Raw genomic sequence first — 25798 nt, 5'->3', positions numbered from 1 at the left:
CCGGTGCTAGACTTCGGAAATTCCGAATAAGGGGGAGGAAGGGCGATGCGCTTCGATCTGACCGATATGCGGGTTTTTCTGTCCGTGGTGGAGTGTGGCAGCCTGACGCAGGGCGCCCAGGCGATTCATCTGGCGTTGGCATCGGTCAGTGAACGCATCGCCGGCATGGAGGCGGCATTGGGTGCACAGCTGCTCGAGCGGAACCGTCGCGGGGTAAGCGCCACCGCTGCGGGTGAGGCCTTGGTCCGGCATGCTCGTTCGATCCTGGGGCAGGTCGAGCAGATGCGCGGAGAGTTGCGAACGTATGCGACAGGCCTGAAAGGCCGTATCCGGCTGCTGTCCAACACCGCCGCCATGGTCGCGTTCCTGCCGGCGCAGCTTTGTCAGTTTCTGGCGCTTCATCGAGATTTGTCCATCGACCTGGAAGAGCGAACCAGTGCGGACATCGTCCAGGCCTTGGGAGACAGGCGCGCCGACCTGGGTGTCGTCGCGGACATCGCGGATCTTGGTGCGCTGCAGTCGCACTTGATCGCAAGCGACCAGCTCGTCGTGATCGTCGGCCGTTCGCACTGGGCGGCCGGACAGACGCATGTGGCTTTTGCCGATCTTCTGGATGAACCGGTCGTGGGCACGGTAGACACGGCGTTGGAGGCGCATCTCGCGGAACGCGCGTCGCGGCTGGGCCGCCAGCTCGACTACCGTATCCAGTTGCGGAATACCGAGCACGTGGCCATGCATGTTGAAGCGGGCATCGGAATTTCGATCCTCTCGGAGGGATTGGCTCGAACGCTGCACCGCGAACTGGTCATGTTGCCGCTGTCCGACGCCTGGGCGACCCGACGGATCTACCTGTGCGCATCCGATTTCTCTACTCTGACCCCGCATGCCGGCCTGCTTGCCCGGAAATTGATGGATGGGGCTCCGTAGCGTTCAGGCAGGTCGCGTCAGGTCATTGGGCTGGCGGGCGCGACCGGGCGTGCGACCGGACCACACCTGCACTGGGGCATGACATGGTTCGAGATGCGTATTGATCCCTTGCTGGTGCTGGATCGCACGCAGTGACTTGCCCGGGTGCAGTTCAGTGAGGCGTGGGCCGATTCAAACTTATCTGAAAACTAACACCCGTCTGTAGTCGGCCCTGAAATATCAATAACATGTTGATATTATGAAATAATATCGGAAATACAAGCCAATGAATCTCCCAGAAACACCTCTGATGCGGGTCATTTTCTGGGAGAAATGCCAGATACCCCATGAACCAAATCGACGATTTTTTCCGCAGCCGCCTGGACCAGATGATCGATCTGCGCAAACCGCTTGCGGTGCTCGCGACGCATATTCCCTGGCAAGAACTGGAGGCCTCGGTGGCCCACCGATTTGCTCGCCAAGTGCGCACGGGAAAGGAAATTGCTGACGTTGATTTGTTTGGCCCGACCGTGGCTGTCGTGGGTGGCGTGATTTCAAACGCGGGGCGGCCACGCCTGCCGATGCGGCTGATGATCTCGCTGCTGTATCTGAAGCACACTTTCAACGAAAGCGACGAAGGCGTGTGCGAACGCTGGAGCGAGACGCCGGTCTGGCAATACTTTTCCGGCCAGGAATATTTCGAGGACCGCCTGCCGTGCGACCCCAGCGCCATCAGCCGCTTCCGGGGTTTATTGGGTGAGGAGGGTGTCGAAGAATTGCTGGTGCAGACCATCATGGTGGGCATGAAGCTGGGGCTGATCGAGCGCCGGGCGCTGGAAACGGTGATTGTGGACAGCACGGTGCAGAGCAAGGCGGTGGCGCACCCCACCGACAGTCGCCTGCTGGAGGCCGCCCGGGAGAAGCTGGCCGCAGCGGCAAAGGCCCATGGCATTTGCTTGAAACAAAGCTATGCGAAGGAGGGCCGGGATCTGGCCAGGAAGGCGGGACGGTATGCGCACGCCAAGCAGTACCGGCGCATGCACAAGACGATCCGCCGCCAGCGTACGATTCTGGGCCGCCTGGCGCGCGACATCGAACGCAGCAAGACGGTGCTGGCCCAAAGCATCCAGCAGACTCTGGATCCGTTGCTATCCCGAGCCCATTGGATCGCGGAGCAAAGCCGTCGCAAGAAGACCACCAAGGGGCGCGACAAGATCTACAGCTGGCATGCGCCGGAAGTCGAGTGCATCGGCAAAGGCAAGGCCCGCACCCCATATGAGTTCGGGGTGAAGGTGGGTATCGTCACCACCTTGAGGGGAAATCTCATCGTGGGCGTGCGCAGCTTTCCAGGCAATCCGTACGATGGCCACACGCTGGTTGAAGCCTTGGAGCAATCCAGCATTCTGCTGCAGGATACCGGCGTCAAACCCAAGACAGTCTATGCTGATCTGGGGTATCGAGGCGTCGATGCGGAGATCCCGGAATACGCCCTGAAGCATCGTGGCAAATTCAAACGCCTGACGCCCAAAGAGCAGCAGTTGCTGAAACGGCGCCAGGCGATCGAACCGGTCATCGGACACCTGAAAAGCGATCACGGCATGAATCGCTGTCATTTGAAAGGGCAAATTGGAGACGCCATCCACGCGGTGCTGTGCGCGGCAGGCTTCAATATGAAATGGCTGCTGCGTCAGATTGCCCAAAAGGGCATCCGCCCTTTTTTTACCCATTATTTTTTGGCCTGGATCTGGCAGCGGATCCAGAAACTATCCCTGTGGGGTGAGCTACCCCGCCAGAAGTCGTGGCCTCAGATCGCCGGAAATCCGGCATGATGTGGGCGAAATAAATTCTTCAGGGACGACTCTGTAGGATCTCACTTCTTCCCATCATGGGTAAGTAAGATATCAATAAGTTACATACGTTGTATGAGAAACATTAAAAAATGAGTCTCGACCTAGTTAGATTTTCCTACTTCAAGCGCAGCCAAGATGGTTGCCGTTTCTTCTACTGGCAACGACCTTAAGTAGTTGAGTACTTTGTTTTTTGCAGGTTTCCAGAGTTTAGCAAACCATTCAGTTGGTTCTTCCATATCCTCAATCTCTTCGAGCCAGGCTTCAGCCTCGCTCTCTTGAAGAAAAACGGGGATGTGGTCGAGGTAAACCCGTAACGACAACGATTCAGCCACGGTAGGAAGCGGCAACGCTGCTGAACCCTCTACTGTCGACAGTAACACTCTGGTTTCGAATAATGGATCCTGAATTCCTGCCAAACGCCGCAGCATGGCATCGATGAGAGGTCTCGCATAAACATCGAACGGGGAAAGATTTGCATCTAGAATTGCAAGGGAAACTGGTGTATCTCCAAGAGCAGCCCGAATTACACGGTCATCAGTTTCTCCAAAGCCGCACTCAAACACTACGCCAGACGTATCTCCTTCGTGCAGCCATGCCTCGGCGGCAACTCTTCCTGCAAGACCTTCGACGATCAACATGAGTCCGCATTCACGCGCCATCGTGCCAACGGCTTCAATCGCGGATGCGGCCTTCGGCGTTACCTCTAATGCTCGTAACGTATTCACAATTGGTTGGCCGACTACAACTGACGAACGAATGTTGGATGTTCCCCCTCGGGAGTCCATCGGTCCTAGCTGATGTTCGTACGTTCCGACCACCGGTCCTGGCCGCTCGATCAGTTCGTCTATGAGTGTCTTGAATACAGCTACTTCGCCGAGCGTTCCTAGTGCGTCAGCTTTTGCCTGATCGAAAGCCCCGCGAATCGCTTTAGCAATCGCTGGGGCAACGGCTTTCTGTTCCTTTTCTGCTTGCCGCTGTGTTTCCAGAAACTCGGTCTGCTTTTGCTCCAACTCCTGAATGCTCTTGTGGAGTTGCTCCTTCTGCTCAGCGAGTAGACTCGCCTTCTCTTTTACGAGGTTGTCAATCCGTACGCTGATCTGAGGGGTGCGCATAACTTCGTCCAGTAATGCGGACATCGCCTCTTCATGTTCATCGATAGTTTTGAGTTCTGCTTGCAATCGTGCCGCGCGCTTGGCACTAAGTTTGGACTCGCCCGATGCTATCAAATCCTGCAGCTTTCTCGTTAACGCCTTTGTGGGCTTTTCGGTATCCCAATATTCACCAGAAAATAGCTTCCGTAGACTTGAGGCAAGTGTTTCGCATTCATATATCTCAGGTGGTGGCGGTAGCGGTCCTGGAACAAATGATCGGCCCTCGCGCCGAAATGCTGTTAGCATGTGCCATGCTGGTAATCCGGCGTCAAACCCTTCGTTCCGGGACAAATCCTTGCCTGGGGGAGAACCAACGATTAATTGGTCACGTAGCAAGAAGAGTAGCGGCATGACGTTTGTCCTACGCTCTCCAATTGCGTGTTTTATGTACTCTCGAATGGCGTCGTGATTGGTGGAGTCGAACGGCACATCACGTACCTCATAGACTAAGGTCTTGTCAGATGCAATGTGAAAGTTTGTGCGGTGTCCTGTATTCGATCCCTCGTTTTCAGCGACCCGCCAGATGCCAATCTCTCCTCGATTAGGTTGTCGTGGCGTATCCCGCCCGCCAGGAAAGGCGATCAGGTCGCCGGAAGAATAGAAGAGCTTTTTGCTATGTTCGTCGTTTGACAGATCGATCCATGACCCGTCTGTCGTCCGAATGGCGAAAGGATGCAAGAATACAGTCGTCTCTGGGGAGTCTCGCGTGCAGACCGCGAGAACCTCATCTCGATCAAAATCGAAGGCAGGGACATCATCAGGGTGTGAAAAGCTCAGCATCTGCAGACCTCTCACTACTCCACTGGATCGTGCGGAGGCCTTCCAGGTGGAGTATTCGGTAAGTAAGGTTCGTGCTGCTTGCTGATGATCAAGAGCTTCCATCGCTACCTGAGCGTCGTCATCGCGGCTATTGGAAATTGCCTGAACGCCTGCTACGAATGCGGCTATGGATGGGGGTAAAGACGACAGAAATTCATCCGGATCCCGTCCTTCGGCTAGCGCGATAATCGTCCGGCCAAGAGCCTCCGGGAGAGTGTCGAAATTCTGCTCGGTCGGTGTGGGCTGTGATACCTCCCTTGTTTCGGGAAGTTCGACCGATTCTTCTGCTTTTATGGGACGGAGAAATGATAAAAGATCGGCAGAGGGATCGCTGGAAAAAAGGTGTACAAGGCAGGAACGGGCGAGCTGTTTCGCATCGTCCGCTGGAGGGCTTTGACCGGCTTCCTCGTACAGCCGTAGTTCTTCCAGCAGATCGCCGACCGGTGTTGGGTCGAGCATTTTCAGATGTTCACCGAACCATTTTTGAACCACTTGGTCGGTCGCTTGAGGCATCCCCTGCACCAGCATTCGTATACGTGCGGGCCTGCCATGCGGGGGATTTTGTACTTTGGCTCCCTTCTGGATCAGTTGTATCCGGGTCTCTGCAAAAAAACGCCGAATCTCGTCATCATCAGTACCCCATTCGAGTAACTGAGCGAATCGCTTCTTTTCGATCCCCGAATAAGTCATAAGTTTTTGCCTCCCCCCGTCCGATTACGTTGTTGATGCTGCACTGCCTGGATGTATGGCATCAGGCGGCTTGTTATAATGGGGCCGAGCCGATACAAGTTTTCGGTGTTGGGGTTAGAGAGGTAGCGCTTGACGTTACTGGCTCCTTCTGCGCCATAGTCGCGGATCACTAACCAATCGATCCAGCGATTTACGCCGATTGCTTGCGATTGCTGTGCTCCAGGCCTAGCGTCGCGGCTGTCTTCAGATGAGTGCAGCGAAGTAGGGGTATCGCTGCGAAGCTCCCCGAAGCTGCTAGCGCGCAGTTTTTTTGCTAATCCACTAGGTAACGAAAGCCGTGTTTCTTTAAGAAACCAGCCATTGTTTCGGCGTGCTAGATGCGCCGCAATCCGTACACTTCTACAGTCTATGTCGATAGTGGTTGCCACAAGGGCTTGCGCATCAAGCGGTGCATCGGTGCATAGGTCCCACGATAGATCGGTGCTATTAACAGTGATTCCATCGGGGGAAAATAGTTCGCAGGTTTGTATGCGGAAGATTACTTGATCGTCGCTGGCGACCGCGAGGACGTACTCGTATCCGCTCGTCCACGGCCCACTCACTCGGACCCATTCATCGTCATATACGTGGATGTCTGATCCTATGGTGTCAACTGCTGTCGTCACTGAGATCTCACCGCTACCGCTTCTGCGAAGAAGCAATGACTCAGGTGGCTCGGGGTATACATATGTACCATCGGAATCAATGTGGTGTGGAAGTGGGTCAACTACATAGAGCCGCGGTCGGGGGCTACGAATGCGATGCTCCAAAAAATCGGAAATTTTTTGAGGAAGGTTTGGTTTCGATCCAGCAAAGGCGGTGGGCAGCTCAAGTTCGTAGCTGTACCAGCCACCAAACCTTCCTTCTGGTTTCCAACGTAGTACTGAGTCGAGATCCTGCGGTGGGGCAATCTCTTGTGCCGAGAGAAGCCGATACCGTGTTCCCCATTCCAACGGTTCGTCGCTAAAGATGAAGCGTCCACCCTTCTCATCTGCGTAGAAAAGGTTCCTATCGGCGGAAAATGCGCTGACCTGTCCAGCTAGCTCAGCAGCCAAGGGTAGAAGGCCTCCAAACCCAGCGATAGTTGCCAGCGGGAATTGCGGCGCCATAGACACGAGGCGAGTGGTGGAGAGTTCGGCAAGTTGGTAGGTACGGAGCCCAAATCCCGTCTGGATTTCTAGACGACCTGTGGCAGGTGCTTCAAGATCGCACGGCGGAATTCGTAGCCACAGTGTTAGCGATGACTGACCCGCTGCTGCGGCCAGAAAAAGTCCGCAGCTTAGCGATTCTCTTTGCCGTCCACCTGGCACTCCCCTGACGCCTGTCCCCAGTGCTGACATGGTGGCATTGTCTTGAGAAGGGAAGTAGTTTTCGCAATCAGGCTTGGCACGGCGGCTGTAGTGCGCAAAGTGCGGCCGTCGCTCTCCCCCTGCGCGCCGAAGCACTCGTTCGCCACAGCATGGGCACGTCAAACCGAATCCGGATATGCCGCCCTGCCAGGCCGGCACATCATTGCCCAGGTAATCGCGTGCCCAGTCCATTATGCGACCCGCTCACCGTGTTTGCGTTTTATATGTACATTGGTACCGTCAAGCTCTCGAAGAAACTCCTCACTACGCCAAGTCTGGAACTCAGGCATTCGTTTTGCTCGTGGAATGACCCAACGCACTTTGGCCGCTTCCCCCATCTGCGCCGCTGTAGGTAAGTTATCGTACTTGACGTGCTTGTGATCCCCCCGGAGAAACTGGAGGGAGTTGGTTGCGAGTGAGCAAAAGAACACCTCTCGTACGAGCCCATGTTTTGCCATGTCTGGGTCCAGGCCCAGCAGACCAAACGCCTTACGTATCAGTCGAAGCCGATAGTTAGGCCCCTGACCGTAGCCGTGAGAGTCGGCGTAGTGATGACCGACTGACCGGAGATATTCCCGTAATTCATTGAACAGCTCGTCAGAAACGTGGAAATGCCCCCAGCCCGATGTCGAGCCGATTGGCTGGAAGATCGGCTGACCGTTAAGCTTCAGTCGGTTGTACAAGGACGAGCGCCCGAGCGCTGATGTAGTCGTGACCGCGACGAGCTTGGCATGCTTTGACTTGCCTGAGATCACACCAACAGAGTCGTGATACTTTGCCTGGAAGATGTCAACAACATCCTGGCTACGGATGAGTGACGCGATCAACTTGCCTCCGAGCAACATGTTATATGGCGGTACAGCTCCAAGCGCGTAGGCATCCATGAGGTTAACCATTGCGTCCATTCGACGATGATGGTCCCATCCGATGAAATCATCTCGGGCGCGGAGGTTGAATACGGCGTCTCCTAAAGCGAACAGACCCATGAGCTTGCCGTGGTAGTCATCCCACACAAGGAATCGCAAGCGGCGGCCGTAACCTTCTGAGATTGGTATTCTCCAGTAGTAGCTTGCAAATCTAAAAAGATCACCTTGCCAGGTGCCGGAGCGAACGAGCTCTATGCGAGGACAAATGCGTTCGACGTCAAGTTCGGCCCCAGATGCGAAGTGCTGGATCAAGCGATTAGATCGCGCTGCAATCCAGGCACGGTTGTCTGCGAGGCGTGAGTCTCGCTGATGCGCGTGCATGTCGCGGTAACTTTGCTTGTCGAGGTTAGGCGGTATCAATGTACCGTCAGGAGCCTTCACGAACCCGAGTCGCTTAAAATGGGTACGTACTTTCCGCTTGAGGCGCGCTTCGTCACTCGGTAGCGCTATGACTAGGCCTGTCTTCATTCGACTTCTCTATAAGCACCAGGCAAATCGCGCGCAAGTTCAAACGAGGAGAATGCACGGCGATTTGTCTCCGATGTGAATCCATAGTGTGTCGGATCGACCAACGATGGAAAGGAGAAGAGCTGCACGTGCCTTCCCTGATGCGTGACTACGTAGGGGGCTGTGGCGGACGGTTCCTCTGACCAGCCTGCGAGCAGCATCATGTCTTTCAGCGGCTGCAGCGTGGATCTCTGCTCATCGAAGGATGGCGCTGCTGGTATGTAACCGTCGCGTGCATAGCGGAGCAGGTCAAGCGCTAAGTGACGGTCCAGTATGGAGTGATGGAAGCGATTTCCATAATGACGCAGGCATTTGTCGCACGAGGTCGAGCACGAGCATCGACTCAGTAGAATCTCAGCCTGTGCGAGGACTGCCTCAAAGTGTTCTCCTGCTTGCGTCGCATAGCCGGCACCGCCAGAAAGCGTGTCATATACGAAGATGTCAGCGAAGTGTTCTTCACCGACGCGCACGAAGCGGAAGCCTGCGTTGATTTCACGGATGTCAATGTCCAGTTCTCGGCTTAAACCCAAGACGAATGCTTCTGCGAGCGATTGCAGCGCGTTTGAAATAGGCTCTCGTTCGGTTGTCTTCAAAGGGTCGAAGCGTAGAGGCATCGACAACGGAAGTCGCACAATGAGAACGTCGGATGAGAAGCTATAGCCCAGATATACCTGTTCGAACTCACCATTGCAGCGTCCCGTCCCGCGCGTGGATAGATAGTAATCTCGGTCGTGGGGGCCAACGTGTTGTGGATTAGATGCTGCCTTCCCGCAGCGATTACAGATCAGAAAGCCCGAATATTGTCCAGAGTCAGCCTGGCCCTTGTTGACCATCACAAGCTGTTGATCTCTTGCGAATCCGATGTCGCAGTGAACGCCCAGGCTCCGGAAGTCGAACGCGAGACTTCCGGCAGGTACGGACAGTTGTGCACTTGTTGCGTTCGTAAAGGTCTGCTCATCGTCGAACTCATCGACTTCCCCGCGCCCCTCGGGAAAGACAACCTGTGGCTCGATAACCGATGCAGCTTCCAAAACGGTTGTACGACAAAGTGGACACTGCTCATTTTTCGGTGCTTCGCGTCTGAATCCGGATGTGTATTCGCATTCTGGACAATGTATGTAGTAACGGCGATCGTCGAAAAGACGCTCAGCTCGATCAACAATGGCGGCCGAACCGTTGGCAGCAACCGTTCCAACACGATAGGTCTTTTTATCGACTACGACGAGTCGGCCTGGTGCGTATTCAGATAGTGCGACGTTTAACCCCTGCTGAGGACGCTGCAGTATCTTTGGCCGCGTGAAATTTCCGCGTCTCTCTAGCTGTTCAATCTGTAGTGCACACAGGTCGCGTGGAAAGGCGTAGGAAGGCAGGAATCCCTTGGCGAAGAGAAACTCGATAAGCTTTTCTTCAGCAGGATCCAACTCAGATACGCTCTTTGGTCGTTTGCGTTCCAGCTCAGCAACGAACTCATTAGCTACCTCGGCAGGTGATTTGCTGAACGACGCGGGCAACCAGCTACCCATGGTGGTGTAGCAGGCTTGTGCGGCCTGAGAGCCGGAAAGCCACTCGATAAATCCAGGTAAACTAAATGGACCGGTACCACCGTAGAAGTCCATCGTCTCACCCAGTACCGAGAACATGTCATCGCTCGTTGCGTTGAACTGCTGAGAGTGGAAGTACGCCTGTATGAGTTGTGCACGGATATGTCGTTCAACGATCTTTGGATTCGTCGTATCAACCCCGGGTAGAGTCGGTTCACCAGAAATTATTGGCTCTGGATTTTCGAAATAGTGATTATCATGAGGACTGTTCTGAGCATAGGTGACGACCGTAGATACGGCTGATCCTCGTCGCCCGGCCCGTCCGGCGCGCTGCTGGTAGTTTTGCCGTAGCGGTGGTACGTTGCGTAGCCCCACGGCGACTAGGGAGCCGATGTCAATACCGACTTCCATTGTTGTCGTGCTGCTGAGGACATCAATCGATGTGTCGTTTCGTTCGACCAGAATATCCCGGAAACGGCGCTCGAATTCCTCGGTCGTTGTTGTAGAGTCGTCCACGTCTCGATAGGTGAGTTGGGCCGTATGCTCTTCCACCGATAGGTTGAATGGGCTTGTCTTTCCCTCCAGTATGTCGTTGACTGGATCTCGGAAGAACGCCTTGCGGGCACGTAGGTACTGTGTCGCTCCAGGGCGAACGGCAGTCACTCCGTCAGCTAGGCAGTTTGGACAATGTCCCCACCATTCGACCGGCGACACTGTGGCGCACTGCCCGCATTGGTACCAATCGTGCTGATCTGATGCGAGTTTTAGGGCGAGCCTACCCGGGACGATAAAAGAGCCAGAGCGTCCTGGATGTTTTTGGCACAAGGCTGAAGTCAGCGTCTCGAAGACCTGCTCCAGTTCTGGTAGTCGAGCACGCAAAAACGCCTGTTGTCTTGCCGAAAAGCCGCCATTTCGGTCCAGGCCTCCCCCGATGGGATAGCCGGCGGCTTGCAATCTGACGCCAGGGGGCAAATCCGCATCTACGGCAAAGTTGCTGGCAAAGCTTTGAATCCATGCTACCCACACAGCATGGAGATGTGTTTCGTTGATGCCTGGCAACTCCGCGAGAATTTGTCGACGCACTCGCCGTATAGGCTCAATGTGTGCCAGCGTCAGTGCGCTCAATGAGTAAAACGGCGACCCTAGATGCCGGAGGAGGAGCGAGGAGAACCGCGGCGGTTTGGCTGGGGGCGACTCTTCAAGCGCATCGCGCAATTCGCCCTGGTAGTGGCGGCGATGGTCGAGTACATCTCGCTGTAGTCGTTCCCGGTCAGCGCCGTCAAACAGCAATAGGGCGTTCTTTGCTAGCACATGCAGCAAAGCAACGTACATATGATCACCGAGTGTGGCCTCGCGCTGGAGTTCGTGCAGTTCTCTCGAAGCCAGGAGTAATAATTGTCGGAAGACATCGTTCTCAATCTCGCGCGGAATGTCTCTTGCTAGACGTGCCGCTTTCTGGCGACCGTCGGAGAAGAGTAGCGATTTACGGCCGCCATTCGGGGAACGGTCTGTTTTTTGTTGCGTAATGGGTTGCAGTTCGACCTGTGTCCGGATTAACTGGGCGAATGGTGCTTCACCCTTTGTGGCCAAATCCATGATCTTGGTCGAACCGGCCTGCCACCGCCGTGTGCACACGGGGCACTCTTGTTTGAAGGACAGCGTCTGTTGTCCTGAAATCGCCACAGGACTATCAGGTCGGATAAGCGCGAGGTATTGGTCCAGTTCCTCTGCAGCGGGCGGTGCCTGAACAACAAGTCTTCCTGTGGTTGTGTGGAGCCAAACGTGAGAGCCTTCCATCCGCCCATGGGCCTCGGTCGCACGACGGTCGAGCTCTACCAGGAAATGCGCCTCCATCAGGCCGCCCGATCCCCACAGGCCGTTGGATGGCTGGTGCCAGAGGAACGTTCCGAATTGATCCTCAACGTATCCTCGTATGAATGCAGTTCCGCAATCGCGATGCGTCAGCACTTCGTACACGCGTGCGCCGCACTTGCATCGAAGCATCGGCTCCGAGTAAAGCTTTCCAAGCCTCCCCGAAGGGACTGAAGGGTCTTTGGCACTGCAACTAGCATTGGTGCAGGCGTAGATGCCTGTAATACCGCGGAAGAACAAATGCGAGCGTACTGGTGCGTACACGCGTCCGCTATGCTGCTCCTTAGCGAACGACATGAGTGCCAGGGTTGCCTCCATTGCTGCCTCGGCATCGCCTGATCCAGGGAAGGCCAAAGTTGCGATGGCACGGAGTTTTTGCGGATGTTCCGTCACCAGGTTCGCAACGAGCGCTGCGGGACCAAATGATTGAAGCCATTGATAGACTGCCTGTTGAAGTGCAGCCTGATCACATCCGGCACTCCGGTCTGATTTTTGGCCTAGCGCTTTTAGCAGCGTACTAAATTCGGTTGTGGCCTTGTCCGGGTCGAGTGCAGACTCGTGCAGTGCTGAGATGTCGAAACGAGCTAATGCGGCTGCCTCTGACTTTGTCGCGGGTCTCTCCCCTGACTTCTTCAGTTGCTCGCCTCGGATGAGCGTGAATTCGCGTTGACCCTTGGTAAGGCCACTTAGATCTGCAGCGAAAGCCTGCATACGTGTAGTAGCCTCGGCTGTCTTGCCAAGGCTTGCACTGGTCAAAATGTACCGCACTCGATCCCGGCTGACCCCCAGGCGTGCATGAAGCCTTCGGAGGAGGTATGCAACTTCGGCGCCCCCCGAGCCGCGATACATGTGGGCCTCATCAAGCACGACAGTGAAATAGTTTGATTGGTCGGCAGCCAGCCAGGCCGCCGTTTGATCGAAGATGCTTCGTTCGATCGGCCGCAGCAGCATGTATTCCAGCATCGAATAGTTAGTGACGAGCAAGTCAGGGCAACGTGCCTGCATCTCGCTGCGTGACAGCAGCTCAGAGTCGTTGGGGCCGGTTACGAAGGAGGAGTCTACGAAGGCCTCAAGATCCTTGGCCGGCCACTTACCTTCTCGATCGAGCCGCTCCCTGGCTTCTTCGGGAAGGTCGAGATAGGCATGTTGCACTAATGGTTGCAGACGGGATTGATCACGTGCTTTGCTGGCCACTCCGGGATACGGCGTTCGGCTTGTGTACATCCCAAATGTTGCGCGGCCAGGTCGCCTGCCGCGGATGTGTTCAGCAACATTTTGCTGGCCCATCAGGCGCCGCAGCCGTGAAAGCTGATCGTTGACCAGCGCATTCATCGGGTACAGCAGTAGTGCCCGGCAGCCGGGGTTTAGCCAAGAATCCGGCCGCTCGGAGGACTCGATGGCGAGCGATCCGATGATCGGCATAAGGAAACACTCTGTCTTGCCGGAGCCGGTGCCGGTGGCGACGATGACCTCCTCACCACGACCAAGGAATGACTCAAGCGCATCCGCCTGGTGTTTGTAGGGTCGCTTGGGAATTCCGGTTCCAGCTTGCTCAGCAGCAAGCTCAAGCACGGCCTTAGCTGCCGATGGAATTTTCATCTGGGCATACGTGTTCCCTGCGACATAGAACGGCGTCCCCTCGATACGGGGTTCTTGAAATGTTACGCCTTCGGACTCCAACAGCCGTTTGCGTCCTTCGATCAGGCTTTCATCCCAGATATGGTATTGGGCTTCCAGATATCGATGCAGGGTCCCCTTCATCCCATCAAAGACAGTGCGTGCAGAGTAGGTCTTGGAGTCACTCATGGTGTTTTATCTCGCAACTGAGTTCTTGAAGCGATTCTAGTAGCACAGGCAGACAGGTCGGGGCACAACACGTCCAGACGCGTCCAAACGATCTTGGATGTTCTGTACAAAGCGCCACGAGTAAGCGCCTTATTGATGGAGGAGGCGCCACGGCCAGAGAAATCGAAGTCGTACCGGAAATGGTTGTGATGGTGGTCGCCAACGGCTTATGCTGCAGGGCAGCAAGGCCGAATTGGAATCGGGCTGCATCGAAGACCTGAGGTCCCTCTAGAAACTCTCTTCCTGCTTCGTACTTTCCAAGGAAATAGCGGTAGTACGTCGTACTGCGCCGTGCACGAAATAGCCCGACTTCACGCCACTCACATGCGAGATTGCTCCCCGCTGGAAGCCAAACCGCTTCGTGACCCCGCTCGCCAGATTGTCGGACAGCGAACACTTGCAGGTTATCAGCAACAAAGGATGGCGCGAGTGTCTTCATTGCCGAATTGATAGTGCTCTGGGTCCAAGAGCGTGCGTCGTTTCCGTCGCTTCCTCGCCAAGCCGCTTGTGATTGCCTGGGCAGCGCAGTCGTGCCGACATGACTCATCACCCGCCCCTTTCCGGCCCGAAGCACGCCGGCAAAGTGCCGTTGCAATTCCGATGTCGGGTGCGGGCCTACCAAGAGGAGGCATTCAGGGCCCAACTCAACAACACGGAGGGGCGCAGCAGTCCAATATCCGCCGCCCAGCGGCTCAGCCTCGCGTAGGAGTTGCATGGTTTTGAGGGCTTCTTTCATTGACGACGCCAAGCCGGCTCGCTCGAATAAAAGGCGAAGCTTCGTGACGTGCGTTTCGCTCGCCGTATCAGCGGCCACGAACGTCGCGGCACAAATCGCGCCGCGAGCAAACTCGAGCGGATCAAGTACTGGCGTGGCCGATGCGTATGAAGTCGGGAACGTCATGGACGCCGCGCGAATAGTTAGAGACTGAGTGTAACCAACCATGTTGCTTTATAGCACGACGCTACATGATCGGTACCCTATCTAAGCTACTGCCCAGCAGACGCTCAGCCGCAACGGATGATTGGCGAGGTGGTGTAAGGCGACTGGCTTTCGCATGACTTTGGCCCGCAGAAAAAGGGCCATCTGTCGGTGGCCCCCCCGATCTAATCTCAAATAAGAAAATCTAACTTACATGAGACGGATCTAAGCTTTCGCGAGATCCTACACCGTCAGACGTCGATATTCCCCGCCTGCAGGGCATGGGCCTCGATGAAGGCGCGGCGCGGTTCCACGTTGTCGCCCATCAGGGTGACGAAGATCTCGTCGGCGGCGATGGCGTCTTCGATCTGCACGCGCAGCAGGCGGCGCACGGACGGGTCCATGGTGGTTTCCCAGAGCTGTGCCGGGTTCATCTCGCCCAGGCCCTTGTAGCGCTGTTTGCTGATGCCGCGTTCGGCCTCGGTGCGCAGCCACTGCATGACTTCGCGGAAGTCGGAGACGGATTTTTCCTTCGCCTTGTCGCCGGTGCCGCGACGCACGACGGCGCCGGCGCCCAGCAGGCCCAGGAAGGTCTTGGCTGCGCGGGACAGGACGGCGTAGTCGCCGCCGCGCACGAAACTGCGGTCGAACAGGCTGACGCGCAGGTTGCCAAAGTGGGGGCGGATGACGGCCAGGCGCCAGGCGTCCTCGGTTTCGTCGTACTGGGCTTCGACGTGGACGGCCTGGGGGGCTTCCGGATCGTGCAAGGCCTGTTCCAGGGCTGTGGCGCTGGCGCGGGCGGCGGCTTCGTCGATCAGGCTGATCTGTACGCCCTCGGCCATGGCTGACAGGGCCTCGACGTCCATGATGCGTGACAGGCGGGCAATGACGTGGTCGGCCAGGACGTACTGGCGCGCCAGATCCAGCAGGGCGTCGTCGCGGATCGGGGTGGCATCCGCGCGGGGCACCAGTTCGGTGTCCTTCAGGGCCAGCTGCAGCATGAACTGGGCTTCTTCGCCGTCATCCTTCAGGTAGCGTTCTTCGCGGCCGACCTTGACCTTGTAGAGCGGCGGCTGGGCGATGTAGACGTAGCCGTTCTCGATCAGCGCCGGCATCTGGCGGTAGAACAGGGTCAGCAGCAGGGTACGGATGTGGGCGCCGTCCACGTCCGCGTCAGTCATGATGATGATGCGGTGATAGCGGAGCTTGTCGATGTTGAAATCCGGCCCGATGCTGGTGCCCAGGGCCGTGATCAGCGTGGTGATCTGCTCGCTGGACAGCAGGCGGTCGAAGCGGGCCTTTTCGACGTTCAGCACCTTGCCGCGCAGCGGCAGGATCGCCTGGAACTTGCGGTCGCGGCCCTGTTTGGCGGAACCTCCGGCCGAGTCCCCTTCCACGATGTACAGTTCGCACAGGGCGGGGTCTTTTTCCTGGCAGTCCGCCAGCTTGCCCGGCAGGCCGGCGCCTTCCAGGATGCTCTTGCGGCGTGTCATTTCGCGCGCCTTGCGGGCGGCTTCGCGGGCGCGGGCGGCCTCGACGATCTTGGAGCACAGGGCGCGGGCGTCGTTGGGGTTTTCCAGCAGCCAGGTTTCCAGGGTGCGGCTGACGGCGTCTTCGACGGCGGGGCGGACTTCGCTGGAGACGAGCTTGTCCTTGGTCTGGCTGCTGAACTTGGGTTCCGGCACCTTGACCGACAGCACGCAGGCCAGGCCTTCGCGCATGTCGTCGCCGGTGGTGTCGACCTTGGCCTTCTTGGCCAGTTCGTTGTCGGTGATGTATTTGTTCAGCACCCGGGTCATGGCGGCGCGCAGGCCGGTCAGGTGGGTGCCGCCGTCGCGCTGCGGGATGTTGTTGGTGAAGCACAGCACGGTTTCGGCGTAGCTGTCGTTCCATTGCATGGCGACTTCGACGCCCACGCGCATGCCCCCGGCGTCGGATTCGGTCGTCACGGCGAAGATGTTGTCGTGCAGGACGGTCTTGGCGCGGTTGATGTACTGGACGAAGCCCTTGACCCCGCCCAGGAAGGCCAGGTTTTCGTCCTGTCCGGTGCGCTCATCCACCAGGCGGATTTTCACGCCGTTGTTCAGGAAGGACAGTTCGCGCAGCCGGCGCGCCAGGATTTCGTAGGTGTAGTCGATGTTGCTGAAGATTTCCGAATCCGCCAGGTACTGCACCCGGGTGCCGGTGCGATCGGCATCGCCGACCACGGCCAGCGGGGCCACGCGTTCGCCCCGGCGGAATTCCATCTGGTGTTCGTGGCCGTTGCGCCAGATGGTCAGGCGCAGCCATTCGGACAGTGCGTTGACGCAGGACACGCCCACGCCGTGCAGGCCCCCGGACACCTTGTAGGAATTCTGGTCGAACTTACCGCCGGCGTGCAGTTCGGTCATGACGATTTCAGCCGCGCTGCGGTGGTGTTCGTCGTCTTTGTGGATGGCCGTGGGGATGCCCCGGCCGTTGTCCGTGACCGAAATGCTGTTGTCGGCGTGGATGGCCACGACGATGTCGTCGCAGTAGCCGGCCAGGGCCTCGTCGATGGCGTTGTCCACCACCTCGAAGACCATGTGGTGCAGGCCGGTGCCGTCCGAGGTGTCGCCGATGTACATGCCTGGCCGTTTGCGGACGGCTTCCAGGCCCTTGAGCATCTTGATCGAGTCGGCACCGTAACCGGTGGATGGCGTGTTCGGGGTAGTGGGTTCTGACATGGAAATCCTGTGATTGAATCAGTCGGGCGCCTGTGGCGATCAGATGCGCATCGGCATGACGACGTATTTGAATTCGTCGTCTTCGGGCACCGTGATCAGCACTGAGGCGTTGACGTCCGGCTGCACCGACCAGCAGACCTTCTCGGTCTTGATGTTGGCCAGCACATCGAGCAGGTAGGTGACGTTGAAGGCCACGTCCAGGGGTTCCTGGGCATAGTCGACTTCGAGTTCTTCGCGGGCTTCTTCCTGTTCGGCGTTCGACGAGGAAATGCGCAGCAGGTTCTCGCCCAGCTGCATCCGCACGCCTTTCAGTTTGTCGGTCGTGAGGATGGCGGCGCGTTGCAGGCTGGCCTGCAGGGCATCGCGGGGAATCAGGATATGGCGCGTGTAGCCGGTCGGGATGACGCGTTTGTAGTCGGGGAATTTGCCTTCCACGAGCTTGGACACCAATTCGATCTGGTCGAAGCGGAAGCGGATCTGGCCGGCGGCCAGGTCGATGTCCACCGGCGATTCATCATCGGCCAGCAGGCGCTGCATTTCGTGCACGGTCTTGCGCGGGATGATGGCGTCCATCTGGGCTTCCAGGCCCTCGACGGCGATGCTGCCGTGCGCCAGGCGGTGGCCGTCGGTGGACACGGCACGGACCCGGCCGGGTTCCAGCACCATCAGCAAGCCGTTCAGGTAGTAGCGGATGTCCTGTTGCGCCATGGAAAAGTGCACCTGATTGAAGAGCTGCTTCAGGGCCTTTTGGGGCACGGAGAACGATGCCGTCCATTGGTCTGCCTGGGACACGGTGGGGTAGTCGGCGGCGTTCAGCGTCTGCAGGGCAAAACGGCTGCGGCGCGCCTGGACCGATAGTTTCGTGTCGTCCAGCGACAGGCGGACGTCGCCGGTATCCGGCAGGGCGCGCAGGATGTCGAGGAACTTGCGCGCTGCCACGGTGGTGGATTGGGCTTCGTCGCCCACCCCGAAATCGGCCTGCGTGGTGATCTGGACTTCCAGGTCATTGGCCAGGAAAGCAACCTGATTGCCTTGCTTGCGGATCAGGACATTGGCCAGGATCGGCAAGGTGTTGCGCCGTTCGACGATCCCCACCACGGTCGTCAGGGGCTTGAGGATGGCATCGCGGCTTGCTTGTATCAGTAGCATGTCATTATCCTTTGAGGGTTTGCTCGAGTACGTGAAGTGCGTGATTCAATTCGGTCTGTTTGCCCCGCAGATCGGTGATCTTGCGGACTGCGTGCAGCACCGTGGTGTGATCGCGCCCGCCGAACAGATCGCCGATTTCAGGCAGACTCTTCTGGGTCAGTTCTTTTGCCAGATACATGGCAATCTGACGCGGCAGCGCAATATTGGCAGGCCGGCGTTTCGAATACATGTCGGCGACCTTGATTTTATAGAAGTCGGCGACGGTTTTTTGGATGTTTTCCACCGTGATCTGGCTGTTGGAGACCGACAGCAGATCTTTCAGGGCTTCTTTGCAGACCTCGACGGTCAGGACTTCGCGGCCGTGGAAGCGGGCGTAGGCGGAAACCTTGCGCAGGGCGCCTTCCAGTTCGCGCACGTTGCTGCGCAGATGTTTGGCGATGAAGAACGCGACCTCTTCGGGCATGGTGATGCCTTCGGTCTGGGCCTTGCGCAGCAGGATGGCCACGCGCATTTCCAGTTCGGGCGGTTCGATGGCGACCGTCAGCCCCGAATCGAAGCGCGAGATCAGCCGGCTGTCGATGTTGGCCAGTTCCTTCGGGTAGGTGTCGGACGTGATGATGATCTGCTTGCGCTGGGCCACCATGGCCTCGAAGGCGTAGAAGAATTCTTCCTGGGTGCGGTTCTTGCCGGCGAAGAACTGGATATCGTCGATCAGCAGCAGATCCAGCGAATGGTAGTAGCGCTTGAAGTCATCAAAGGCGCGGCGCTGGTAGGCCTTGACCACGTCGGACACGTATTGGTCGGCATGCACGTAGCGGATGCGCGGATTGTTGCCGCCGGTCAGCAGGGCGTTGCCGATGGCGTGGATCAGGTGGGTTTTGCCCAGGCCCACGCCGCCGTACAGGAACAGCGGGTTATAGGACACGCCGGGGTTTTCGGCGACCTGCAAGGCGGCCGCGCGCGCCAGCTGGTTGGCCTTGCCGATGACGAAGTTGTCAAAGGTCAGGTCCAGGTTCAGTCGGGACCGGTCTTTCATGGCCTCGTCGGCGGCGACGTGCGCCGGGGCCGGTGCGGCAGCGGGCGCCTGGCCAGCCGGGCCGGCGGCCGGGGCGGGCGGCGCCGGCACGCGCACGGCCGGGGCGGATCGCGCCGGGCTGGCGTGGATTTCGAGCTGCACCTGCACGGCCTGGGAGAACCAGTCGCTGGCCAGCGTTTCGATGCGCGTGGAATAGTTCTTGCGTACCCAGTCGAGTTTCATGCGATTGGGCACACCAAGCCTCAGGATCGCGAGTTCCTCGTCGTAGCCGAGCGGAACCAGGGGTTTGATCCAGGCGCTGATCTGTTGGGGGGGAAGTTCCTGTTCCAGCTGCTGGAGACAGGCCTGCCAGAATTCATTCATAAGGGTCATCGTGCGAAACCTCGATTCTACCCTTTCCTGTGGTGAGTTATCCACAGACCGCCCGGCGGCTTGCGCGGTGCTGCGGGGGATAAGTCCACAAGTGATTGACGGGACGTTAAAAATTTGTTGAAATAATGGGCTTTTCGATGCTTTGGGTGAACTGGCTACGTATGTGCCTGTCGATGGTGCCCAGGCGATCGAGCCTTATAAGCCACAATTCAACACAACCCGAGCTCTTTTGGATTCGCCATGAAACGCACCTTCCAGCCTTCTGTTACCCGCCGCAAGCGCACCCACGGGTTTCGCGTCCGCATGAAGACGCGTGCAGGCCGTGCCGTCCTCAGCGCCCGCCGCGCCAAGGGCCGCAAGCGCCTGGCCGTCTGATTCGTCGTCCCCACGCCGGTTCTGGCCGGCTTCGGAATTGACTGCCATGCCTACCGATTTCCCTTCGGCGGCCCGGCTGCATCGCCCCTCGGAATACGCGGCGGCCCTGAAGGGCCGGCGTATCGCCCGAGGGGCTTTGTTCATCGTCTCCAGTCCTCGGGAATCTGCTCCGGGGGCTGCTCGCCTGGGGCTGGTCGTGCCTAAGCGCCACGCGCCCCTGGCGGTGACGCGCAATGCCATCAAACGCGTTCTGCGCGAGGCCTTTCGCCTGCGCCGGTCTGCCTTGCCTGCGGGCGACCTGGTGTTCCGACTGGTCACCCGGCCCGCCCCGGCCAGCCTGACGGCCCTGAAACGCCAGGTCCGCACAGAGGCCGATGCACTGCTGGGCAAGATCGAGAAATGTTGATTCGATCCCTGTTCATTGCGCCGATCCGGTTCTATCGGTACTTTCTGAGCCCGTGGGTGGGGCAGCAATGCCGCTTCACGCCGACGTGTTCGGCCTATGCGATCGAGGCTATCGAGACCCACGGCGTGCTGCGCGGCATCTGGCTGGGCGCGCGCCGCATTGCGCGCTGCCATCCCGGGTGTCCGGGCGGACACGATCCGGTACCGCCGGCACGGTACCCGGCGGGCGGTCATGGATGAAATGCACGGTCGAAGGGCATATGATCAAGTCCCTGTCAGCCACCCTACGTTAAACTGGTGAGCTTTTTGCTCTGACCCTATTCGAAAACAGGCGCCAATGGACATTCGACGCACCATCCTCTGGATGATCTTTTCTTTTTCGCTCCTGCTGTTGTGGAACAACTGGCAGGTGTATCAGGGTCAGCCGTCCCTGTTTTCCATGACGCCGCCGGCCGCAGAGACGGCCAAGACGGCTGATGCGGCTGCGTCGACAGGTTCGAAGGACGTGCCACCGGCTGCCGCACAGGGCTCTGCCGGCCAGGCCACGATTCCTGCATCCGATGCTGCGCCCGAGGGCCAGGCAGTGCACGTGAAGACCGGTGTGTACAACCTGACGTTCGACACGCTGGGTGCGCAACTGGTGCGCGCGGAACTGCTGGACTACAAGAACCAGGAAGCCACGACGGGGATCATCCCCTGGTTCAAGGGGCTGATGGGGAAAAAGCCGCCGCAGGATGCGGGCGATGCCATGTATCTGCTGAACGATCAGCCGGGCGACATGTACGTGGCCCAGACGGGGCTGGTGGGCGCGCCGCAGGGGCAGACCTACCCGACGCACCTGACGCCGTTCGCTCTGGTGGGCGACGGGCCGGTGGTCAAGGGTGACACGACCGAGATCTCGTTCGAAGCCACGGCCGGCCAGGTCCGGGTGGTCAAGACCTACACGTTGTCGAACGACGGCTACGATATCCGCGTACGCAACGACGTCACCAATCTGGGGGATCAGCCGATCGATCCGTCGCTGTACCTGCAGCTGACGCGCGATGGCCACGAGCCTTCCAATACGACGGGTTTCTACAGCACGTTTACGGGCCCGGCCGTCTATTCGACAGAAGACAAGTTCCAGAAGGTGACGTTCGAGGACATCACCAAGAACAAGGCCAGCTACATCAAGCAGGCGGACAATGGCTGGGTTGGCATGGTGCAGCACTACTTCGCAACGGCCTGGGTGCCGCAGCAAGGCGTAGTGCGCACGAACCAGGCGCTGGCGCTGCCGGGCAATCTGTTTGCGATCCGCACGATTGAATCCTTGGGTTCGATCGCTCCGGGGGCCAGCAAGTCCGTGGACTCCCAGCTGTGGGTCGGCCCCCAGGATCAGCGGGCGATGGGCGAGGTTGCGCCCGGGCTGGATCTGGTCGTGGACTACGGCTGGGTGACGATCATCGCCAAGCCGATGTTCAAGTTCATGATCTGGCTGCACAGCCTGGTGGGCAACTGGGGCTGGACGATCGTGCTGCTGACGCTGCTGATCAAGCTGGTGTTCTATCCGCTGTCGGCCGCCAGCTATCGTTCGATGGCCAAGATGAAGCTGGTCGCGCCGCGCATGAAGCACCTGAAGGAAAAATTCGGCGACGACAAGGCGAAGCTGAATGCGGCGATGATGGAGATGTACCGCACGGAAAAGATCAATCCGCTGGGCGGGTGTCTGCCGATGGTGGTGCAGATCCCGGTGTTCATCGCGCTGTACTGGGTGTTGCTGGGCAGTGTGGAGATGCGCGGTGCGCCGTGGCTGTTGTGGATCCACGATCTGTCGGTGAGCGATCCGTGGTTCATTCTGCCGGCGTTCATGATGCTGACGATGTTCCTGCAGATCAAGCTGAATCCGACGCCTCCGGATCCGATGCAGGCGCGGATCATGATGATCATGCCGCTGGTGTTCGGCGGGATGATGTTCCTGTTCCCGGCGGGCCTGGTGCTGTACTGGTGCGTGAACAATACGGTGTCGATCATTCAGCAGCGGGTGATCATGAATCGCCTGGATCGCGAGAAGGCAGCGTCGGCGTCCAGTTGATGTTTCGGATGTCGGTATGATGAAGCGGCGCTCTTTTGGGGGCGCCGTTTTGTTTTGAGTTCTTGAGGGCTATGTCGGTGGGAGCAGGCCTGGCGCGCTACAAGTTTTTTTGATGGTGGCGGTGATGGCTGTGCCTTGTCTCACGTGATTCCCTGCTATCGGTTTCCCGATATCATGCGAATGAGTTGCTTTTGTGGCGCATTGACCGTGCCGCATCACCCCGTTCACCAGATTTTCAGACCTTCCCGCCATGAACGCACTACCTTCCGACCCCATCATCGCCATTGCCACCGCCCCCGGGCGGGGTGGGATCGGGGTGATCCGGGTGTCGGGGCCGGACCTGCGGGCCTGGGCGGAATCGTTGTGCGGTCAGGCGTTGCAGTCTCGGCATGCGCATTACCTGCCGTTTCGCCATCGGGATGGCGATGTGATGGACGAGGGGCTGGCGCTGTTTTTCCCGGGGCCGCATTCGTATACGGGCGAGGACGTGCTGGAACTGCAGGGGCATGGCGGGCCGGCGGTGTTGCGGCGGGTGTTGGACGATTGTCTGGCGCGCGGTGCGGCGATCGGCTTGCGGCTGGCGCAGCCGGGGGAATTCACGCAGCGGGCGTTTCTGAATGATCGGCTGGACCTGGCACAGGCGGAAGCCGTCGCGGATCTGATCGAGGCCAGTTCCACGGCGGCGGCTCGCAGCGCGATGGCGTCGCTGTCTGGGGTGTTTTCGGCGGAGATCGATGCGCTGAGCGAACGCATCGTGCAGTTGCGCATGCTGGTCGAGGCGACCCTGGATTTCCCAGAGGAAGAAATCGACTTCCTGGAAAAATACCAGGCGGCGGAGCGCCTGGATGCGGTGACGGCGACGCTGGATGGGGTGTTGCGCACGGCCCGCCAGGGGCTGGTGCTGCGCGAGGGCCTGCACGTGGTGCTGGCAGGTCAGCCGAACGTGGGCAAATCCAGTCTGCTGAATGCGCTGGCGGGCGAGGATGTCGCCATCGTGACGCCGATCGCCGGGACGACCCGCGACCGCGTGATCCAGCAGATCCATATCGACGGCATCCCGCTGCACATCGTGGACACGGCGGGGTTGCGCGACACCGACGACACGGTGGAACGGATCGGCATCGAGCGCACCTGGGCGGAAATCGCCCGCGCCCAGGTGATCCTGCATCTGCAGGACGCGCGGCATCCGGACGATCCGCTGGATGCGGACATCGTGCGCCGCCTGCCGGCGGGCACGCCGGTGCTGCGGGTGCTGAACAAGGTGGATCTCACGTCCGGCGAAGCAGTGCGACCGGACCGCGGCAGCGGGGGCGGCCAGGGTGCTGTGCCGGGGTCTGGCGGGGGCGAAGCTGTGCCCGGAGACCACGGGGAGATCCGTATTTCGGCCCGCACGGGCGCCGGCCTGGACACCTTGCGCGCCCGCCTGCTGCATATCGCCGGCTGGACGCCGGGGGCGGAATCCCCCTGGCTGGCGCGAGAGCGCCACGTGCAGGCGCTGGACGCTGCTCGCGAACACCTGCTGCTGGCCCGCGAACACGCGTCGCACAGCGATCAGGTACTGGACCTGTTCGCCGAAGAACTGCGCCTGGCGCACGAAGCCCTGTGCGAAATCACAGGACAGTTCACCAGCGATGATCTGCTGGGCGAAATTTTTTCCCGGTTTTGCATCGGAAAGTAGGAACACTCCCGTCATGTTCCACTGAAGTCCACAAAACCCACGGAAGCTCTCGTAGAATCTGGATTTATGATCTGCGGGATTCTGATAGATTCCGCGTAGATCAGGCGGAATGTGTGCCCATGTGTGTGCCCTCTGCGCCTGTGTGCTCTGTTTTACGGCTATTTTATGGGCACACAAAGGCGCAGAAAGGCACACGATAGGGAGCCAGAGTGGGCACATCCATAGGGGGGAAATGCCGCTGCCTGAGGCAGGCAGTGGGCACACCCGCTATTACCCAGGGGCGGCGACATGGCACTATCTGATGCAAAGCTGCGGGCGCTGAAACCTGCTAGCAAAATCTATTAGGCTGCTGATGAAGGCGGCCTGTCGCTGGTCATCCATCCTGGCGGTACCAAGACATGGCAGTATCGGTACAGGATCGGCGAGCGCGGGGCTAAGCAAGAAAAGGTGACGCTGGGCAACTATCCAGATTTTCCCTTGGCTGATGCCCGTGCATGGCGTGACGATTGCCGGGGCTTGGTGCAGCGCGGCCTGTCCCCCATGGCCCTACGGCGCGGCGACATCACCCCGCCAGACATCACCCCGGCAGTTTTGGAAATGGCGCGCGCTTTCCGGGCCGCTTGGTGCGGTGATGTCATGGCCCGCGAACGGGCAGAGGAAGCCAAGACCCGGGCCGCCAGCACAGTCGGGCATTTGCTGAGGTCTGGCATTTGGAGATGGTGGAGCCGGCGAACAGCAACCCGCGCAGCATTCGCCGGGTGCTAGACAAGGACGTAATACCGACCATCGGGGACAAGCTGATGTCCGAGGTCACAGTAACTGATGTGCTGGTTATTACCGATCGCATCAAGAACTGAGGCGCAGATCAAATGGCGCTGACCCCCGATGAGGTGGGGCGACTGCTGCAGGCCATCTACCGATCCAGCATGAAGCGGGCGCAGAAACTGGCCCTGCATTTGCTGATTCTCTGCATGGTGCGCAAGTCCGAACTGATCGAGGCGCAATGGGATGAATTTGACCTGGCGAAGGCTGAATGGTCGATTCCCGCTGAACGGATGAAGAAAGACCGCTCCCATTTCGTGCCCCTGTCTCGGCAGGCGGTGGCGATGCTGGAAGAACTGCAGGGCCTGGCCAGCGGGTCGGCCTATGTGTTCCCCAGCACACACCACCTGAACCGCCCCATTGCGCACAGCACGCTGAATGTAGCGGTGCGGTCCCTGGATGTGGACGTGCGCGACTTCGTGATTCACGACTTCCGGCGCACGGCCTCCACCTGCCTGAATGAGGCGGGCTTCAATTCCGACTGGGTAGAAAAGTGCCTGGTGCATGAACAGAAGGGCGTGCTGGGTGTCTACAACCGGGCCCAGTACGCCAGCCAGCGGCGCGACATGCTGCAATGGTGGGCGGATTTTGTGGATGCCCAGGTGCAGGACACCGGCGGCAAGATCAGGGACATCGAAGGGACACCAGAGGGGCTTCGAAGGGACATTGGCGGCGGCCCTCGTCAGAGGGTAAGGCGTGGGTGAGGGGGGATAGGCCGTATCTGTCCGGTGAACGCACCTTGAGCCCATCCGGCATCCGATAGAGCATACG

Annotated in this window: 15 protein-coding genes and 1 pseudogene; 9 read left to right on the top strand and 7 right to left on the bottom strand. The window is 58.8% G+C overall.

Annotation, left to right across the window (positions count from 1 at the left end; genetic code table 11):
- The first annotated feature begins 45 nt into the window (after positions 1-45).
- On the top strand, positions 46-927 hold the full coding sequence (locus VDP74_RS12940) for a LysR family transcriptional regulator (protein ID WP_323000051.1): 882 nt from the start codon (positions 46-48) through the stop codon (positions 925-927).
- A 326-nt stretch (positions 928-1253) separates the two neighbouring features.
- The gene (locus VDP74_RS12935; protein WP_323000050.1) at positions 1254-2735 is read left to right on the top strand and encodes an IS5 family transposase; all 1482 of its coding nucleotides are present in this window, start codon (positions 1254-1256) and stop codon (positions 2733-2735) included.
- 122 nt (positions 2736-2857) lie between these two features.
- Here the strand turns inward: VDP74_RS12935 and VDP74_RS12930 are convergent, their stop codons facing one another.
- The 7 genes from VDP74_RS12930 to dnaA all read right to left on the bottom strand — a co-directional run bounded on the left by VDP74_RS12930 (position 2858) and on the right by dnaA (position 19667).
- The gene (locus tag VDP74_RS12930) at positions 2858-5416 is read right to left on the bottom strand and encodes a hypothetical protein (protein ID WP_323000049.1); all 2559 of its coding nucleotides are present in this window, start codon (positions 5414-5416) and stop codon (positions 2858-2860) included.
- Positions 5413-6510 (bottom strand): hypothetical protein, encoded by a 1098-nt coding sequence (locus VDP74_RS12925; RefSeq protein ID WP_323000048.1) that lies wholly within the window; start codon positions 6508-6510, stop codon positions 5413-5415. Before VDP74_RS12925 ends, VDP74_RS12930 begins: the two co-directional genes overlap by 4 nt.
- A gap of 485 nt (positions 6511-6995) precedes the next feature.
- On the bottom strand, positions 6996-8198 hold the full coding sequence (locus tag VDP74_RS12920; RefSeq protein WP_323000047.1) for a Druantia anti-phage system protein DruA: 1203 nt from the start codon (positions 8196-8198) through the stop codon (positions 6996-6998).
- Positions 8195-13456, bottom strand: coding sequence for a DEAD/DEAH box helicase (locus VDP74_RS12915; RefSeq protein ID WP_323000046.1), 5262 nt, complete (start codon positions 13454-13456; stop codon positions 8195-8197). The genes VDP74_RS12920 and VDP74_RS12915 overlap by 4 nt, the downstream gene beginning before the upstream one ends.
- A gap of 1209 nt (positions 13457-14665) precedes the next feature.
- Entirely contained in the window at positions 14666-17119 is a 2454-nt protein-coding gene (gyrB, locus tag VDP74_RS12910) for a DNA topoisomerase (ATP-hydrolyzing) subunit B (protein ID WP_416232989.1), read from the bottom strand.
- A gap of 39 nt (positions 17120-17158) precedes the next feature.
- The gene (gene dnaN / locus VDP74_RS12905) at positions 17159-18268 is read right to left on the bottom strand and encodes a DNA polymerase III subunit beta (RefSeq protein ID WP_323000045.1); all 1110 of its coding nucleotides are present in this window, start codon (positions 18266-18268) and stop codon (positions 17159-17161) included.
- Between the two features lie 4 nt (positions 18269-18272).
- Positions 18273-19667 carry a chromosomal replication initiator protein DnaA gene (gene dnaA, locus VDP74_RS12900; protein ID WP_323000044.1) on the bottom strand — a complete coding sequence of 465 codons (1395 nt, stop codon included), beginning with the start codon at positions 19665-19667 and terminating at the stop codon, positions 18273-18275.
- Between the two features lie 249 nt (positions 19668-19916).
- Here dnaA and rpmH point away from each other — a divergent pair, with 249 nt between their 5' ends.
- The 7 genes and pseudogenes from rpmH to VDP74_RS12865 all read left to right on the top strand — a co-directional run bounded on the left by rpmH (position 19917) and on the right by VDP74_RS12865 (position 25731).
- A complete protein-coding gene (rpmH, locus tag VDP74_RS12895) occupies positions 19917-20051 on the top strand; it encodes a 50S ribosomal protein L34 (RefSeq protein ID WP_043679136.1) in 135 nt (44 codons plus the stop codon).
- Positions 20052-20097: 46 nt separating this feature from the next.
- The gene (locus tag VDP74_RS12890; RefSeq protein ID WP_323000043.1) at positions 20098-20457 is read left to right on the top strand and encodes a ribonuclease P protein component; all 360 of its coding nucleotides are present in this window, start codon (positions 20098-20100) and stop codon (positions 20455-20457) included.
- Positions 20454-20696 (top strand): membrane protein insertion efficiency factor YidD, encoded by a 243-nt coding sequence (yidD, locus tag VDP74_RS12885; RefSeq protein ID WP_323000070.1) that lies wholly within the window; start codon positions 20454-20456, stop codon positions 20694-20696. Before VDP74_RS12890 ends, yidD begins: the two co-directional genes overlap by 4 nt.
- A 97-nt stretch (positions 20697-20793) precedes the next feature.
- Positions 20794-22527 (top strand): membrane protein insertase YidC, encoded by a 1734-nt coding sequence (gene yidC, locus VDP74_RS12880; RefSeq protein WP_323000042.1) that lies wholly within the window; start codon positions 20794-20796, stop codon positions 22525-22527.
- A 250-nt stretch (positions 22528-22777) separates the two neighbouring features.
- Positions 22778-24205, top strand: coding sequence for a tRNA uridine-5-carboxymethylaminomethyl(34) synthesis GTPase MnmE (gene mnmE / locus VDP74_RS12875; protein WP_323000041.1), 1428 nt, complete (start codon positions 22778-22780; stop codon positions 24203-24205).
- A 360-nt stretch (positions 24206-24565) separates the two neighbouring features.
- Positions 24566-24970 (top strand): annotated as a pseudogene (locus VDP74_RS12870) (Arm DNA-binding domain-containing protein); the annotation flags it as partial.
- Between the two features lie 104 nt (positions 24971-25074).
- Entirely contained in the window at positions 25075-25731 is a 657-nt protein-coding gene (locus VDP74_RS12865; protein ID WP_323000040.1) for a site-specific integrase, read from the top strand.
- Positions 25732-25798 lie beyond the last annotated feature (67 nt).

The organism is Castellaniella sp., assembly GCF_034674885.1.
GTDB lineage: Bacteria > Pseudomonadota > Gammaproteobacteria > Burkholderiales > Burkholderiaceae_B > Castellaniella.
The sequence above is the reverse complement of the archived record's forward strand: the minus strand, read 5'-3'. Positions and strand labels throughout refer to the sequence as shown.

Coding starts and splice junctions, on each gene's coding strand:
- VDP74_RS12940 (WP_323000051.1), top strand. CDS start 46: ATGCGCTTCGATCTGACCGATATGCGGGTTTTTCTGTCCGTGGTGGAG.
- VDP74_RS12935 (WP_323000050.1), top strand. CDS start 1,254: ATGAACCAAATCGACGATTTTTTCCGCAGCCGCCTGGACCAGATGATC.
- VDP74_RS12930 (WP_323000049.1), bottom strand. CDS start 5,416: ATGACTTATTCGGGGATCGAAAAGAAGCGATTCGCTCAGTTACTCGAA.
- VDP74_RS12920 (WP_323000047.1), bottom strand. CDS start 8,198: ATGAAGACAGGCCTAGTCATAGCGCTACCGAGTGACGAAGCGCGCCTC.
- VDP74_RS12915 (WP_323000046.1), bottom strand. CDS start 13,456: ATGAGTGACTCCAAGACCTACTCTGCACGCACTGTCTTTGATGGGATG.
- gyrB (WP_416232989.1), bottom strand. CDS start 17,119: ATGTCAGAACCCACTACCCCGAACACGCCATCCACCGGTTACGGTGCC.
- dnaN (WP_323000045.1), bottom strand. CDS start 18,268: ATGCTACTGATACAAGCAAGCCGCGATGCCATCCTCAAGCCCCTGACG.
- dnaA (WP_323000044.1), bottom strand. CDS start 19,667: ATGAATGAATTCTGGCAGGCCTGTCTCCAGCAGCTGGAACAGGAACTT.
- rpmH (WP_043679136.1), top strand. CDS start 19,917: ATGAAACGCACCTTCCAGCCTTCTGTTACCCGCCGCAAGCGCACCCAC.
- VDP74_RS12890 (WP_323000043.1), top strand. CDS start 20,098: ATGCCTACCGATTTCCCTTCGGCGGCCCGGCTGCATCGCCCCTCGGAA.
- yidC (WP_323000042.1), top strand. CDS start 20,794: ATGGACATTCGACGCACCATCCTCTGGATGATCTTTTCTTTTTCGCTC.
- mnmE (WP_323000041.1), top strand. CDS start 22,778: ATGAACGCACTACCTTCCGACCCCATCATCGCCATTGCCACCGCCCCC.
- VDP74_RS12865 (WP_323000040.1), top strand. CDS start 25,075: ATGGCGCTGACCCCCGATGAGGTGGGGCGACTGCTGCAGGCCATCTAC.